The organism is Serratia sp. PGPR-27 (genome assembly GCF_022678525.1).
Classification (GTDB): Bacteria; Pseudomonadota; Gammaproteobacteria; order Enterobacterales; family Enterobacteriaceae; genus Serratia; species Serratia nematodiphila.
This window is the reverse complement of the sequence record NZ_JALBYS010000048.1, coordinates 1-15,539: the sequence shown is the minus strand read 5'-3', so window position 1 is coordinate 15,539 and position 15,539 is coordinate 1. Positions and strand designations below refer to the sequence as shown.

The 15,539-nt window shown below is 58.5% G+C and carries 15 protein-coding genes; 3 read left to right on the top strand and 12 right to left on the bottom strand.

Translation table 11 applies throughout. From position 1 onward, the window contains the following. Nucleotides 1-172: 172 nt before the first annotated feature. The 12 genes from cheZ to flhD form a co-directional block, all read right to left on the bottom strand. The gene (gene cheZ / locus MMS95_RS21205; protein WP_004934858.1) at nucleotides 173-817 is read right to left on the bottom strand and encodes a protein phosphatase CheZ; all 645 of its coding nucleotides are present in this window, start codon (nucleotides 815-817) and stop codon (nucleotides 173-175) included. A 10-nt stretch (nucleotides 818-827) separates the two neighbouring features. Beyond that, on the bottom strand, nucleotides 828-1,217 hold the full coding sequence (cheY, locus tag MMS95_RS21200) for a chemotaxis response regulator CheY (RefSeq protein ID WP_004934862.1): 390 nt from the start codon (nucleotides 1,215-1,217) through the stop codon (nucleotides 828-830). Between the two features lie 102 nt (nucleotides 1,218-1,319). Next, a complete protein-coding gene (locus tag MMS95_RS21195) occupies nucleotides 1,320-2,369 on the bottom strand; it encodes a chemotaxis response regulator protein-glutamate methylesterase (RefSeq protein WP_242142235.1) in 1,050 nt (349 codons plus the stop codon). Continuing rightward, entirely contained in the window at nucleotides 2,369-3,241 is an 873-nt protein-coding gene (gene cheR, locus MMS95_RS21190) for a protein-glutamate O-methyltransferase CheR (RefSeq protein WP_025159837.1), read from the bottom strand. The genes MMS95_RS21195 and cheR overlap by 1 nt, the downstream gene beginning before the upstream one ends. 28 nt (nucleotides 3,242-3,269) lie before the next feature. Further along, complete coding sequence (locus MMS95_RS21185; RefSeq protein WP_049240632.1) at nucleotides 3,270-4,895, bottom strand: methyl-accepting chemotaxis protein; 1,626 nt, start codon at nucleotides 4,893-4,895, stop codon at nucleotides 3,270-3,272. 76 nt (nucleotides 4,896-4,971) lie between these two features. Next, on the bottom strand, nucleotides 4,972-6,642 hold the full coding sequence (locus tag MMS95_RS21180; protein ID WP_015378264.1) for a methyl-accepting chemotaxis protein: 1,671 nt from the start codon (nucleotides 6,640-6,642) through the stop codon (nucleotides 4,972-4,974). A 194-nt stretch (nucleotides 6,643-6,836) separates the two neighbouring features. Further along, nucleotides 6,837-7,337, bottom strand: a complete 501-nt coding sequence (gene cheW / locus MMS95_RS21175; protein ID WP_004934876.1) for a chemotaxis protein CheW — start codon at nucleotides 7,335-7,337, stop codon at nucleotides 6,837-6,839. Between the two features lie 32 nt (nucleotides 7,338-7,369). Then, nucleotides 7,370-9,373, bottom strand: coding sequence for a chemotaxis protein CheA (gene cheA, locus MMS95_RS21170; RefSeq protein WP_021504093.1), 2,004 nt, complete (start codon nucleotides 9,371-9,373; stop codon nucleotides 7,370-7,372). Continuing rightward, entirely contained in the window at nucleotides 9,370-10,434 is a 1,065-nt protein-coding gene (gene motB / locus MMS95_RS21165) for a flagellar motor protein MotB (protein ID WP_242142233.1), read from the bottom strand. The genes cheA and motB overlap by 4 nt, the downstream gene beginning before the upstream one ends. Then, nucleotides 10,431-11,321 carry a flagellar motor stator protein MotA gene (gene motA, locus MMS95_RS21160; RefSeq protein ID WP_015378266.1) on the bottom strand — a complete coding sequence of 297 codons (891 nt, stop codon included), beginning with the start codon at nucleotides 11,319-11,321 and terminating at the stop codon, nucleotides 10,431-10,433. The genes motB and motA overlap by 4 nt, the downstream gene beginning before the upstream one ends. Nucleotides 11,322-11,466: 145 nt before the next feature. Continuing rightward, nucleotides 11,467-12,051: a flagellar transcriptional regulator FlhC gene (flhC, locus tag MMS95_RS21155; protein WP_016927281.1), complete on the bottom strand. Its 585-nt coding sequence runs from the start codon at nucleotides 12,049-12,051 to the stop codon at nucleotides 11,467-11,469. Continuing rightward, entirely contained in the window at nucleotides 12,051-12,401 is a 351-nt protein-coding gene (flhD, locus tag MMS95_RS21150; RefSeq protein ID WP_004934891.1) for a flagellar transcriptional regulator FlhD, read from the bottom strand. Before flhD ends, flhC begins: the two co-directional genes overlap by 1 nt. Before the next feature lie 1,344 nt (nucleotides 12,402-13,745). Between flhD and ydgT the strand changes: the two genes are divergently transcribed. The 3 genes from ydgT to MMS95_RS21135 form a co-directional block, all read left to right on the top strand. Continuing rightward, the gene (gene ydgT / locus MMS95_RS21145) at nucleotides 13,746-13,961 is read left to right on the top strand and encodes a transcription modulator YdgT (RefSeq protein ID WP_004934895.1); all 216 of its coding nucleotides are present in this window, start codon (nucleotides 13,746-13,748) and stop codon (nucleotides 13,959-13,961) included. 197 nt (nucleotides 13,962-14,158) lie between these two features. Next, on the top strand, nucleotides 14,159-14,578 hold the full coding sequence (uspC, locus tag MMS95_RS21140) for a universal stress protein UspC (RefSeq protein WP_015378267.1): 420 nt from the start codon (nucleotides 14,159-14,161) through the stop codon (nucleotides 14,576-14,578). Between the two features lie 84 nt (nucleotides 14,579-14,662). Further along, nucleotides 14,663-15,539 (top strand): NADP-dependent oxidoreductase (locus tag MMS95_RS21135; protein WP_242142231.1); only part of this gene is annotated, 877 nt, incomplete at its 3' end.

Sequence of the window (15,539 nt, the reverse complement as noted above, 5' to 3'; positions counted from 1 at the left end):
TTCCTGTGTCGGGAGGGTAAAGAATGGCGGTCAGCATGCCAAAAAATTGGCGATGTCATTGGGGGAACAACGGGGAAAAAGGCGGGTTATTTAGGGGATGAGACCAAAACGACGTGGCTTGTTGTCGGGGGGGGGGGGGGTCGGGGCGCGCCGGCGCGCGCCCCGAAAGGCCTCAGAAACCGAGGCTGTCGAGCAGATCGTCGACCTGCGCCTGATTGGCGATCACGCCGACGCCGTTCTGGTCGAGCTGCGGGCCGTTCAGCAGGCTGTCGTTCGGCCGTTTTTCCTTCACCGGCTGCTCCGGCATGTTTTCCATCAGCACCATCAGCAGCTGCTTTTCGATCTCCTGTACCACGTCCATCATGCGCTTGATCACCTGACCGGTCAGATCCTGGAAGTCCTGCGCCATCATGATCTCCAGCAGCTGGGCGTTGGTGAAAGCCGTATGGCCCGGCACCTGATCCAGATACTGGCGCGTGTCGTTGACCAGAGAACGCGCGTCGTCCAGTTCGATGGGATTGGCGAACCACTCGTCCCAGCGCCCTTTCAACGCGTTGGCGCCGGATTCCAGCTCCGCCTGGCGCGGTTGCGCCGCCTCTACGCAGTTCAACGCCCGTTCCGCCGCCTGCGCCGTCATGGTTACGACATAGTCAAGACGGTCGCGCGCATCCGGGATCGCCTCTGCCGCCTGGGCGATCGCCTGATCGAGCCCCAGTTCGCGCATGCTGTCGCGCAGCATTCGGGTCAGTTGGCCGATGCGGGAGATGATCTCTCCCGCGGTCGCTGCATCGCTGGCAGGCATTGGAATGTCTCTCATCGCCCTCTCCTTACATGCCCAATTTTTCAAAAATCTTGTTGAGCTTTTCTTCCAGCGTTGCCGCCGTAAATGGTTTTACTACATAACCGCTGGCGCCGGCCTGCGCCGCCGCGATGATATTTTCTTTCTTGGCTTCCGCGGTCACCATCAGTACCGGCATCGCGGCCAGCGCGCTGTCGGCGCGGATGGTTTGCAACAGCTCAAGCCCGTCCATGTTCGGCATGTTCCAGTCGGACACCACGAAGTCGAAACCGCCGGCGCGCAGCTTGTTCAGCGCATCCGCGCCGTCTTCAGCTTCTTCGACGTTGTTGAAGCCCAGCTCTTTGAGCAAATTTCTGACGATGCGGCGCATGGTGGAAAAATCGTCCACAACCAGAAATCTGAGGTTCTTGTCTGCCATTGTTACTCCTGAAATAGTTAACCGTTTAATGATGCAAAACCGCAGGCCGCCGCACGGCTAACCTGGGTCATATCGCCGCCGGGAAGACCCTGCGGACTGAAATCAAATGCGCAATGCCTGGCCGCCGGCGATCTGCGCCAGCATGCGCTGGCTCATCCTGTCCAGCTCGACCACTTCGCTGACGCCGCCGCTGGCGATCGCCTCGCGCGGCATGCCGAACACCACGCAGCTCGCCTCGTTCTGCGCCAGGGTATAGGCCCCGGCGCGGTGCATCTCCAGCATCCCCGCCGCACCGTCGTTGCCCATGCCGGTGAGGATCACCCCCACCGCATTGCGGCCGGCGTATTGCGCCACCGAGCGGAACAGCACGTCGACCGAGGGGCGATGGCGGTTGACCGCCGGGCCGTCATGCAGCTTCACCTGATAGTTGGCGCCGCTGCGCGTCAGCTCCAGATGGCGGTCCCCCGGGGCGATGTAAGCGTGGCCCGGCAGCACGCGCTCGCCGTCCTCCGCTTCTTTCACCGTGATCTGGCACAGCTTGTTCAGCCGCTCGGCGAACGAACGGGTGAAACCCGGCGGCATGTGCTGGGTGATCAGCAGCGCCGGGCTGGTAGCCGGCAGCGGCTGCAGCACCTGGCGGATCGCTTCCGTGCCGCCGGTGGAGGCGCCGATGGCAATCAGTTTTTCACTGCTCAGCAGCGGCGCATGGCTGAGGATCGCCGGCGCCGGGCTGCTGGAGCGCTGAGGCAGGCGCGCTCTGGCCGCGGTGCGGATCTTCTCGGCAATCAGCTCGCTGTAGGCCAACATGCCCTCGCGAATGCCGAGTTGCGGTTTGGTGACGAAATCCACCGCGCCCAGTTCCAGCGCGCGCAGCGTGATTTCCGAGCCTTTGCCGGTCAGCGAAGAGACCATAACCACCGGCATCGGCCGCAGGCGCATCAGCTTCTCGAGGAAATCCAGCCCGTCCATGCGCGGCATCTCGACGTCCAGCGTCAGCACGTGAGGATTAAATTTTTTGATCAGATCGCGCGCCACCAGCGGATCCGGCGCGGTCGCCACCATTTCCATGTCGGGATGGCCGTTCACGATTTCCGTCATCAGCTGGCGCATCAGTGCCGAATCGTCTACGCATAACACTCTGATTTTACTCATTACCTCTCCTTGGTCAGCCCATACACGGTCTGCCCACGCAAGTAGAAATCCCGGCTGATCTGGCTGAAATTCTCGGAGTGGCCGGCGAACATCAGCCCCCCCGGCTTAAGCAAGGGAACGAAGCGGCGCAGGATGCGCTCCTGCGTCGCCTTATCGAAATAGATCATGACGTTGCGGCAAAAAATGGCGTCGAATTGCCCCGGCAGCGCCCACTCCGGCGCCAGCAGATTCAGCGGCTGAAAGTTCACTCGCGCCGCCAACTCCGGCCGCACGCGCACCAGCCCCTGATGCGGACCGGTGCCGCGCAGAAAATAGCGCTGCATTTGGGTCGGCGTCAGGGTGCGCAGATCTTCCTGGCGGTAAACGCCCGCCTCCGCTTTTTCCAGTACCTGCGTATCGATGTCGCTGGCCCAGACCTGGCAACTGCCGGCCCGCTGCCCCAGGGCATCGCTCAGCGTGATGGCGATCGAATACGGCTCTTCGCCGGTCGAGGCCGCGGTGCTCCAGACGCTGTAGCCGTTCGGCCGCGAGCGCGCATGCTCCGCCAGGATCGGGAAGTGATGCGCCTCGCGGAAAAATGCCGTCAGGTTGGTGGTCAGCGCGTTGATGAACGCCTGCCACTCCGCGCTGTTCGGATCGCTTTCCAGCAGCGCCAGGTAATCGCCGAAATCGTGCAATCCCAACAGCCGCAACCGGCGCACCAGGCGGTTGTAAACCATCTCGCGCTTATGCTCCGCCAGCACGATGCCGGCGCGTTGATAAATCAACTGGCTGATACGGCGAAAATGCACGTCCGACAGCGGCAGGCGCTGCACCATTTGCGTCAACATCGACGCAGTATCCCGGTTAGAAGTTGACGGCGCCTGTTTCATGCCGCCTCACCGGAGTAAAACGTGCTGCTTATGCGGTTTGACAATCTTGGGCTTCCTTTACCACGGGTGAAACTGCGTTGTTGCTGTTACCTGGCGCGACGAAGTTATCGTCCGCCAGACGGAATACCGCGACCGCGTCGGCCAGGGTAATGGCCTGCTCTTCCAGCGCGGTGGCGGCAGAAGCGGACTCTTCCACCAGCGCGGCGTTCTGCTGGGTAACCTGGTCCATCTGGGTCACCGCCTGCGTCACCTGCTCGATGCCGCGGCTCTGTTCATCCGAAGCCGACGCGATCTCGCCCATGATGTCGGTGACGCGCGTCACCGAACGCACGATGTCCTGCATGGTGGCGCCGGAATTTTCCACCAGCACCGAGCCGTGTTTGACGCGGCTGACCGATTCGTCGATCAGCAGCTTGATCTCTTTCGCCGCCTGCGCGCTGCGGCTCGCCAGGTTGCGCACTTCGCCGGCGACCACGGCGAAACCGCGCCCCTGTTCACCGGCGCGCGCCGCTTCCACCGCCGCATTGAGCGCCAGAATGTTGGTCTGGAAGGCGATGCCGTCGATCACGCTGGTGATGGCGCCGATTTTCTGCGAGCTGTTGGCGATATCGTGCATGGTGGTGACCACGTCCCCGGCCAGTTCGCCGCCCTTGGCCGCGGTGGCCGAAGCGTCGCGCGCCAGCTGAGAGGCCTGCCGCGCATTGTCGGCGTTCTGTTTCACCGTCGCGGTCAGCTGTTCCATGCTGGCGGCGGTTTCTTCCAGCGAAGCGGCCTGCTGCTCGGTACGGGAAGAGAGATCGTTATTGCCTTCGGCTATCTCCTGCAGGCCGATCAGAATCGACTCCGCACCGTCGCGCACCGCGCCGACGGTGCCAATCAGTGACTGCTGCGTGCGTTGCAGGCTGGCGAACAGCATGCTGATTTCATTGCGGCCGTACACCTGAATCGGCGTCGCCAAATCGCCGGCGGCGATGCGTTCAAAGTGGCTGCGGATTTGGTTCAGCGGTTGTACCAACATGGTGCGCAACCACCACATGGCGCTGCCGGTCACCACGATCAGCATCAATACCGCCCCCGCCAGCATCAGGCCCGCCAGCGTGAAGGAGAACTGGTTGGCGTCTCTGGCCTCGCTGATGTCGCCGTTGACCAACTGCAGGTACTGCACGAAGTCAGCCTCAAACAGGTCCTGGGTTTTCTGCGTCGGCTGATCCATAAACGCCTGCAGCTCGCCCTTTTCCAGGAAACCGATCAGCTCACGCAGCGCACCGCGCAGCCGCTCGTAGCTGGCCTTGGTGGTGGCCGTCTGCTGGTTCTGCTGTTCACTGCTGCGTTCAACCGCCATAAACTGATTGAAATAGAGATCGGCCTTCTGCAGCGAACTGCGGGCGCTGCTCATCAATTCGTTCACCTGCTCCTGCGGCAGTTTCAGCGCCGCGCGGGTGCCGGCGCGGTTCAGCGTATTGCGCGCCTGCAACAGCGACACCCAGCTCAGGCTGAGCGAATCGCGCTGCTGGCTGCCGAGGGTGATGATGTCGAGGTTGTGGTTATCGGAGCGAAACGCGGAATACGACAGGCCGCTGCTGGCCAACTGCAGAACGCAGAAGGTCATCAACAACAGGAACAAGCTGGTAGAGATACGGATTCGGTTAAACACTGTGAACCTCCTTGCAGCCGGCCGGCGACCGGCCTACGTAGGGAAAAGGGCCTCTGCGAGAGAGGCCCGATACCGGTCAGAACGTTTCCCAGTTATCCTGCAGATCGCTGGCGTTCATTTTCTTATGATTGATTACCGGTGTTACCGTCGCCTTGCTGGTGACAGGCGCTTTAAACTCTTCCTGGCCTTCCGACCTCAGGCGGAATACCGCTACCGACTGGGTCAGCATGCTGGCCTGTTCTTCCAGCGCCGCCGCCGCCGAGGCGGATTCTTCCACCAACGAGGCGTTCTGCTGGGTCACGCGGTCCATTTCCGCTACCGCCTGGCCAACCTGATCGATACCGCGGCTCTGCTCGTCCGACGCCGAGGCGATTTCGCCCATGATGTCGGTCACGCGGGTGACGGCGTTGACGATGTCACCCATGGTTTCCCCGGCGCTTTCCACCAGCACGGAGCCCATATCGACGCGGCTGACCGAGTCTTCGATCAGGCCTTTGATCTCTTTCGCCGCCTGCGCGCTGCGCTGCGCCAGGTTGCGCACTTCACCGGCCACCACCGCGAAGCCGCGGCCCTGTTCGCCGGCGCGCGCCGCTTCCACTGCGGCGTTCAACGCCAGGATGTTGGTCTGGAAGGCGATACCGTCGATCACGCCGGTAATATCGGCGATCTTCTGCGAACTGCCGGCGATGTCGTGCATGGTCTGCACCACGTTGGCCACCACCTTGCCGCCTTTCTGCGCGGTTTCGGAGGCGCTCAGCGCCAGCTGTGAAGCCTGACGGGCGTTTTCGGCGTTCTGTTTCACCGTCGCGGTCAATTGCTCCATGCTGGCGGCGGTCTCTTCCAGCGAAGCGGCCTGCTGCTCGGTGCGGGAGGAGAGATCGTTGTTGCCCGCGGCGATTTCAGACGCGCCGCTGTAGATGGCGTCCGCACCCTGGCGCACGCCGCTGACGGTTTCGATCAGTTCGCTTTGCATGTGTTTCAGGCTGGCCGCCAGCACGCCCATTTCGTTGCGGCTGTTGACGACGATCTGCTGAGTCAGGTCGCCGGCGGCGATCTGTTTGATGTGGTCGATCATGCGGTTCAGCGGGCGCACCAGGATGTGATGGATACCGGTCCAGACCAGTACGATCACCGCCAACACCACCACCAGCACCACGATCAGCGTCCAAATGGCCGAGTTGTAGGAGCTGTTGCTGCCGTCGACCGCGATTTGGTACAGCTTGCCGTTTTGCTCCAGATAAACGTTGTAGCTCTGCTCAAAGTTGTCCTGGTAACTCTGCGTAGGCTGATCGAAGAAGGCGTTGATTTTGCCTTCGCCCAGCAGTTGGATCAGCTCGGAGAGCGCGCCGTACAGCACATCGTACTGTTGCTTGAGGCGTTCCGCCGACTGAGGATCCTGGCGCGGGTCCTGAGGAATTTTCTCGTACGCGGCGTAGTGTCTTTCCGCTTCACCCAGCTCTTCCTTCGCCTTGGCCAGCAGTTCATCAATGGTGGCGCCGCTGCCGATCTTGTTGGTATCCATCATGTAGCGGATACCGGCGCGGTTCAGGGAGTTGCGCGCCTGCAGCAGGTCAACGCGGCTTTCACTCAGCTGCAGCTGCTGCTGGCGGATCGTTTGCAGGACGGTAAAGTTTTCCTTATCGCTTTTCAGCGAGGAGAAAAAAAGTCCGCCCGAAATCAACTGCAAGGCGCCAAACAGCACCAACACCAGCAACAGGCTGGTGACCACCTTCATACGATTTAACATGATTTCCCTTGTTGAAGCCCGCGCAGACAGGCTCTGATGACGTTGAATGTGAGAGTTATCGGCGCCGTGCGGCAAAACTTTATGCGGGAAAGTAACTATTTTTAGTGGGGGTTCCGAGCGCGGCTGAGGCCATCGCGACAGATCAGGGAAAGTGAAGATTAAAGGGGGCGGCGCCCCGCCCCTTGAGTCTGAAATCAGACGCTTTTCGCCACGCTGTCGACCAGCGACATCTCTTCGCTGCTCAGCAGCTTTTCGATATCCACCAGGATCAGCATGCGCTCGCCCAGCGAACCGAGGCCGGTGAGATATTCGGTCGCCAGAGTCACCGCGAACTCCGGCGCCGGACGGATCTGATCGGCGGTGAGCGACAGCACGTCGGAGACGCCGTCAACCACGATGCCCACCACGCGCTGGCCAAAGTTCAACACGATCACCACGGTGTTTTCATCGTAGGAAACACTTTGCTGCGAAAATTTCACCCGCAGATCGATGATAGGAACAATCACGCCGCGCAGGTTGGTGACGCCCTTGATGAACGCCGGGGTGTTGGCGATGCGGGTCACCTGATCGTAGCCGCGAATTTCCTGCACCTTGAGGATGTCGATGCCGTACTCCTCGTTGCCCAGGGTAAAAATCAGAAACTCTTGCCCTACCGTTTCGCCAGCCAATTTGCTGACGGCTGCCAATCCTGCCATATCATTCACCTTTTAAATCAATAAACTCATTATTATGCGGCGGCGTCCGTCAGACGCTTTTCACGGTTCAAGGTTTGCAACGCCGAGACATCGACGATCAAGGCCACGCTGCCGTCGCCCAAAATGGTCGCGGCGGAGATGCCCGGCACTTTGCGGTAGTTGCTTTCCAGATTCTTCACCACCACCTGATGCTGGCCAATCAGCTGATCTACCAGCAACGCATAGCGGCGGCCGGCGCTTTGCAGGATAACGACGATGCCCTGCGTGGCGTCGGTTTTGGCGCCTTCCACTTCGAATACCCGATACAGCTCCACCAGCGGCAGGTATTCGCCGCGCACCTGCAGCACACGCTCGCCGCCGGCCAGCGGATGCAGATCTTCCGCCTGCGGCTGCAGCGATTCCATCACCGCGTTCAGCGGCAGGATAAAGACTTCGTCGTTCACCTTGACCGACATGCCGTCGAGGATCGCCAGCGTCAGCGGCAACAGGATGCGGATGGTGGTGCCTTTACCGGCCTGCGAACGGATCTCGACGTGGCCCCCCATCTCCTGAATATTCCGTTTCACCACGTCCATGCCGACGCCGCGGCCGGAAACGTCGGTCACCTGCTCGGCGGTGGAGAAACCCGGCGCGAAGATCAGCATGCCGACCTCTTCGTCGCTCATGCTGTCGCTGACCGCCAGCCCTTGCGAAGCCGCCTTGGCGAGAATTTTTTCGCGGTTCAGCCCGGCGCCGTCGTCGATGACTTCAATACAAATGTTGCCGCCCTGGTGTTCGGCCGACAGCACCAGATTGCCCACCGCCGACTTGCCGGCGGCGATACGGGTAGCCGGCTCTTCGATACCGTGATCGAGGCTGTTGCGCACCAGGTGCGTCAACGGATCGATAATGCGTTCGATCAGGCTCTTGTCCAGTTCGGTCGAGCTGCCCTGCAGCGTCAGCTCCACCTGTTTATTCAGCTTGCCGGCCAGATCGCGCACCAGCCGCGGGTAGCGGCTGAAGACGTACTCCATCGGCATCATGCGGATCGACATCACCGATTCCTGCAGATCGCGCGCGTTACGCTCCAGCTGGCTCATGCTGTTCAGCAGATCGCCGTGGTTCACCGGATCGAGCGTGCCGGAGCGTTGCGCCAGCATCGATTGGGTGATCACCAGCTCGCCCACCAGGTTAATCAGCTGATCCACCTTTTCCACCGCCACGCGGATGCTGGTGGATTCGCTCGCCTTGGCGCGCGCTTTTGGCGCTTCGGCCGGTTTCGCGGCAGGCGGCGCGGCGTTCGCGACCGGCGCAGGCTCCGGTAAGGCGGCCACTTCCGGTAAGCTCGCTTCTGCGATGGCCGGTTCGCTCTGGGTCGGCGTCGAGAAGCTGATTTGTTCCGGTTCCAGCACGAAGCACAACACGGCGCTGATGTCGTCTTCACTGGCGGAGGTGAGCAACGTCACGTCCAGACTGTGTTCCGTCTGATGCGGATCTTTAACCTCGCCGAGGTTGCCCAGCTCTTCCAACATCAAGGGGATTTCACTGGCTTTCAGCCCGTTCAGGCTGATGCGCATGCCGCCCTCGATCGCCGCCGGCGCGGCCGATGGCTTAACGACAGGCTGCTGAACGGCCGGTTGAGCCGCAGGCGCCTCTTGCTGCTGTTGCGCTTCCAACGCCAGCTGGCGCAGCGCCTGACAAATGTATTCAAAGCTTTCAGCGTCAGGCTGTTGCGAGGTTTTATAGGCGTCCAGTTGCTCCTGCATAATGTCTTTGGTTTCCAGAAACAGGTTGATAATCTCGGTGCTCAGGCTCATTTCCTGGCGTCTTGCACCGTCCAGCAGGTTCTCCAGCAGGTGGGTGGTTTCCTGCAGCACCGAAAAACCAAAGGTCGCCGCGCCGCCCTTGATCGAATGCGCCGCGCGGAAGATGGCGTTCAACGGCTCGATATCGGGGGCCAGCGGATCCAGCTCCAGCAGGTGTTGCTCCATGTCGGCCAGCAACTCGTCTGCCTCATCAAAGAAGGTCTGATAAAAATCGCTAATGTCCATGCTCACGGGGTCACCTCTGGCTGTGAGTCGCGGTTAGTCGGTGCGGGTGCGGACGCCGGTGGTTCCGGCGCCTGATCGGCCGGTGCTATCGCCGGGGATGCCTGCGGTGGAGCGCCTGGCGTTGTCGCCACCGGTTCCGGGGCCGTCGCCGAGGGTTCCGGCGTTTGGCTGGCCGGTGCGGTCGCCGACGGCGCCAGCTGCTTCAGGCTGTCCGGCTGGGCGATATCCATCGCGTTGCTTTCGGCATTTTCGTGCTCGATGCCCTCTTGCGTTCGCTTGTTCAGCACCAACACGGTGATGCGACGGTTAATCGCGTCATCGGCGCCATGCTGTTTCAGGCTCATGGTGGCCGCCATGCCCACCACCCGCAGCACCTTGCCTTCCGCCAGGCCGCCGGCGATCAGCTCGCGCCGGGAGGCGTTGGCGCGATCGGCCGACAGTTCCCAGTTGCTGTAGCCGCGCTCGCCGGTGGCGTAAGGGATGTCATCGGTGTGGCCGGACAGACTTATTTTGTTCGGCAGGTCGTTAAGGATCGGCGCTATCGCCCGCAGAATATCGCGCATGTAGCTCTCGACCTGCGCGCTGCCGGTTTTGAACATCGGCCGGTTTTGGCTATCGATAATCTGGATGCGCAGCCCTTCGTCCATCATGTTGATCAGCAGATGCGGACGCAGCGCCTTCAGGCGCGGATCGGACTCAATCAACTCATCCAGCTTTTCGCGCAGCTTGTTCAGGCGCAGCTCTTCGGCGCGCGAGTCCGGCGAATCGACCTGTTTTTTCACCAGGCCATGCTGCTGCGTGGGATCGTCGCCGCCGCCAGGAATGGGGCTGCTCTCGGAACTGCTCTTGTCGCCGCTGGTCAGGGCAACCTTGAGCGGCGTACGGAAATATTCGGCGATTTGCGTCAGCTCCTGCGGGCTGGCGATCGCCAGCAGCCACATCACCAGGAAGAACGCCATCATCGCCGTCATAAAGTCGGCATAAGCGATCTTCCAGGAGCCGCCGTGATGGGCGGCATGATGCGACTTGCGCTTTCTGACCAGAACGACCGGATGATTCTGTTTCATGCTTCTTCTTCTTCCGTCGCCTGCTGCGCCGGCGCTTTCACGCGGCGCACGTGTTCTTCCAGCTCAACGAAAGAAGGACGTTCGGTGGTATACAGCGTTTTGCGGCCAAACTCGACTGCGATCTGCGGCGCGTAACCGTTCAGACTCGACAACAGCGTGACCTTGATGCACTGCATCATCTTGACGTTTTCGGCGCTCTTCTGGCGCAGCAACGTCGCCAGCGGCGAGATGAAGCCGTAGGCCAACAAAATGCCGAGGAAAGTACCGACCATGGCGTTAGCGATCAGCGCGCCCAGCTCAGCGGCCGGACGGTCAGCCGAAGCCAGGGCGTGCACCACCCCCATCACCGCCGCGACGATGCCGAACGCCGGCAAGGAGTCGCCCACCATCGCCAGACTGCCGGCGGGCACTTCGCTTTCCTGCTCGTAGGTTTCGATCTCTTCGTCCATCAGCGCTTCGATCTCGAACGCATTCATATTGCCGCTCACCATCAGCCGTAAATAGTCGGTAATGAACTCCACCAGAGTGTTATCGGCAAGGATGCGCGGATAATTAGAGAAAATTTCACTTTCTTGCGGATTATCGATATCGAACTCGAGCGACAGCATGCCCTGCTGGCGCGATTTGGCCAGCAGACGGAACAGCAACGCCATCAAATCCATATACAGATCTTTGTTGTATTTGGAACGGCGCATCAGCCGCGGCAGCGCGCGCAGCGTGGCTTTGATCGCTTTGCCGTTGTTGCCGACGATAAAGGCGCCGACGCCCGCCCCGCCGATAATCAGAAATTCCGCCGGCTGATACAACGCCCCGAGATGACCGCCCACGATCAGGTAGCCGCCAAACACCGCACCCAATACCACGAGATAACCCAAAATAACTAGCACACGCATTCCTTAAATTAACAATGTGGATGGAAGGTGGGGCAAACGCGCCCTGGCGCGACAGACCAGGCTGCATGTCTGGGGGCGGCATGCCGCCCCTGCGTATCACACGTCGGTATTCATTGCCGAGAGCCGGCAACGTGGCGGCTCAAATGGCGCGTTTGACCTGCTCGTCCAGCAGTTGAGGAATAATATCGGCCAGTTGCGGCGAAAGTTTACGTCTTTTTACGGCGCGGGATGGGGGTTGGCATAAACTGCAGATGAAACCATTCAGCGGCTGGTGCGCGTGGGTGATAAATGCGCCGCCGCAGCAGCTGCAGGCGGAAAGCTGCAACATGCCGCTATCGACGAAGCGCACCAGCGTCCAGGCACGGGTCAGCGCCAGCAACGGCGCCTCGCCGGCCTGCTGCGGACACTGCTCGAGATAGAGGCGATAGGCTTTGATCACCGCCTCCACGCCGCTGCACTGCCCGCTTTTCATCAAAAACAGGTAAGCGTTGTAAAACATCGACGAGTGAATATTTTGTTCCCAGGTCATAAACCAGTCGGTTGAGAACGGTAACATTCCTTTTGGCGGCGGGCTGCCGCGTAACTCCTTGTAAAGTTTAATCAAGCGCCCGCGGCTAAGCTGGGTTTCACTCTCCAGCATCTGCAATCGGGCTCCCAGCGAAATCAGCTCCATGGCGAGCTGAATGTCCTTGGCTTCTTGAACGATACTTTTCTCAACCATCATCAGGCTCTTTTCTTCGTCGGGCTAGCGTCTTTACTCGATAGCTCTTGCAGTAAATGGCTTGATAGCAAAATGCCGGTATGGATTTGTTGCAGATCGTCGACGCGCGACTCTTTGGTCAGGCGTTCGATGGTCTGGCTTTCGTTAAAGCGGAAGTGGCAAACCAGCTGGTTGGTCTCGGCCAGTTTAACCATTTGCGGCAAAGTCAGCTGCGCCAGCGCATCGGCCATGGTTTCATCAATACCCAGGCGAAACATTGCGGACGCTTTTTCATCGTTGATCAAACGCTGTGCTAAAAGTAAATATGACAGATTGATGTCATAAATATGCTTAAGTAATTCAGACGTACCCATATTCCCCATCCCGACAGACTATGTTTAAAAACATACGCTGGGTGATAAATTTTATCGCCCGTGACTTGGGTTGTTTCCCAAAGTTGGCAAATTAATCTCTCAAAAACGACTGCTATAATTTTCGACAATCGCTAAATTCGACCACTGTTCAGTATTTGCTACGAGCGTAAACCAACGTGTATGGATGTACAGCATTCTGCTTCGATAGTGTTTAGTCACCATGAAACTATTTTTACAAATTTAATAAGATTATTCCTAAAGCAGCGCAACTCTACCCCCGAACCATTAGCACACACAATGTAAGTGAGAGGCAATTTTAAATACAATGTGACATATATCACAAAAATAAAAAATAATTAAGCCAAATACCCCCAAATACGCTCACTTATTGACCGTCATTTTGCTCATAAAATAGCCACAGGTAAAAAAACGTCTTAAAAACAATGTTTATCCGCCAAAAAATTATCTTTTTTAGATCAATTCGAACAAAAGCATCACCAAACCAAAATAACAGAACAAAAATCTGCATATAGGCAACAAACTCAGTATAAATAACCATTTGAGTTACTAAAAAATATCCAAGCTGAAAAATAACCAATGTAAACTATGAGGTTATTAGCTATCGGATTTGACTTAAGCCTTCAGCCTGAGGCTGTTCTAATTTTCAACATCAGGTGATTATGGCTTATCAATGATTCGCAGGCGTAGTGAACAAGCCAACAGACGTAACGATATGTTTCCGTATTAGCACGATGCAAGAGTGCTTTTTTTGAGTTAAATTCCCCCAAAACGTTATATCGGCAGCAATTCATAAAACCTTAATGCTTTTTATTTCTTTTTCTGACGCCGAGATAATTCCCCCTCCCTCCAGAGATTATTTACATGGCTTTGGCTTTCATTGCTTCATTGTCATAAAATAAAACGCAGTTTTGTTTTACTGTTCATATTTCTTCATCGAACAAAACGGCTTTTCAACGCAAGCAGCGGCGACAAACATCGCCCAATGCCGCGGCGGCGCCACGGCCGGGTGAAAAAATCACCCAAAAGAGGCCCGGCACGGCACCTTGTGCTTGCCCACAGCACGAACGACGACGCGTCGACCGTCAACCGCCCTGAGACTTTCCCTATTTCTCCATTAATCAGCAGGCTGAGATTGCTGACGGCGCACTGGCATATTATGATTTACCAAAGCGCCGCTACGGGCGGCGCGACATCATTACCCAGTGCAATTTATCTAATTGAAATGATTTTTGTCAGGTCGTACATCGCTGCCTCGACGGCGTCGCCGTGAGTCGCTATGTGTTATTCACCCGGCTTTAACTATTAACAGGCTATATTTTAATCATGACCGATACGCTCGAATATCTGCTGACATTTCGTAAATGCTCCTCTTTGGACAGCCTGGAGAAGGTGTACGACAAACTGAACTACTCCATTGAAAACGATACGGAAATGAGCAATATGTACCGTGCCGCCGACCACCGTCGCGCCGAGCTGGTTGCCGGTAAATTGTTCGATCTGGGCAAGGTGCCGAAAACGCTGTGGGCACAGGTGCTTTAATTCAGTGAAATTACGTGCGGCAACGGTTTTATCTTTTATTGCTATATAACCGGGGCACATTCAGCTTTTATTGCCGCGCGTGATATGAAACACATTTATTCCCCCCGCCAGGTTCTACCCTTTATCCGACGCAGTACTTCCACCAAGGCCGCCGCTGCAGCAGCCTGAAACACGATGGATACAACAAGGAGTCGGATATGGGGTATCAAAACGTTCTGGTCACCGTCGCCGTTGCCCCTGACAGCCACCGCCTGGTGGAAAAGGCCGTCTCCATCGTTCGCCCCTACGGCGGCAGCATCACCCTGTTAAGCACCCTCGCCAATCCGGAAATGTACAATAATTTCGCCGGGCCGATGCTGGGCGATTTGCGCTCGCTGATGGAAGAGGAAACCCGGCTGTTTATGCAGGAACTGCGCCAACGCGCCGGCTACCCTATCGCCGATACGCTGATCGTGCATGGCGAGCTGGGTGACAGCCTGGCATTCGCCAGCCGCCGTCAGCCGTTTGACCTGCTGCTCTGCGGCAATCACCGAGACAGCATGATGAACAAAGTCTCCTGTTCCGCCGCCCGCTTTATCAATATCAGTCATATCGACGTGTTGATTGTTCCGCTCTGAGCTAAGCACATTCGGTCACGTCGCCTCAGCGCTCCTGCACTAGGCTTAACGGACCTTGTTTGCCGCACCACAAAGGAGCTTTCGATGTCCCCTTCTCAACAGAACCGCCGCTTCCTGCTGGCCTCGCGTCCGAACGGCGAACCGACAGCGGCGAACTTCCGTCTTGATACCGTCCCCGCACCGCAACCCGGCGCCGGCCAACTGCTGTTGCGCACCGTATATCTGTCGTTGGATCCTTATATGCGTGGACGCATGAGCGATGCCCCCTCCTATGCGCCGCCGGTGGAGATCGGTCAGGTGATGGTGGGCGGTACGGTATCGCGCGTGGCGGCCTCACAGCATCCCGATTTCAACGTCGGCGATTGGGTATTGGGGTATGACGGCTGGCAGGAATATGCGCTGTCCGACGGCAGCGGCCTGCGCAACCTCGGCCCGCATTTGCCGCACCCTTCCCGCCTGCTGGGCGTGCTCGGCATGCCGGGATTTACCGCATACATGGGGCTGCTCGATATCGGCCAACCGCAGGCAGGTGAAACGCTGGTGGTGGCCGCCGCCAGCGGTGCGGTTGGTTCGGTGGTCGGCCAAATCGGCAAACTGAAAGGCTGCCGCGTCGTCGGCGTCGCCGGCGGTGCGGAAAAATGCCGCTATGTAGTGGAAGAGTTGGGTTTCGACGCCTGTATCGATCACCGCGCCCCAGACTTTGCCGAACGGTTGGCCGCCGCCTGCCCACAGGGTATCGACATCTATTACGAGAATGTCGGCGGGGCGGTGTTCGACGCCGTACTGCCGCTGTTGAACACCAAAGCGCGTATTCCGGTATGCGGCATCATCGCCCATTACAATGCCACCGGGTTACCTGCGGGGCCGGACCGCTTGCCGCTGCTGGAGGGGCTGATCCTGCGCAAACGCATCCGTATGCAGGGCTTTATCATCTTCGACGACTACGGCTCACGCTTTGACG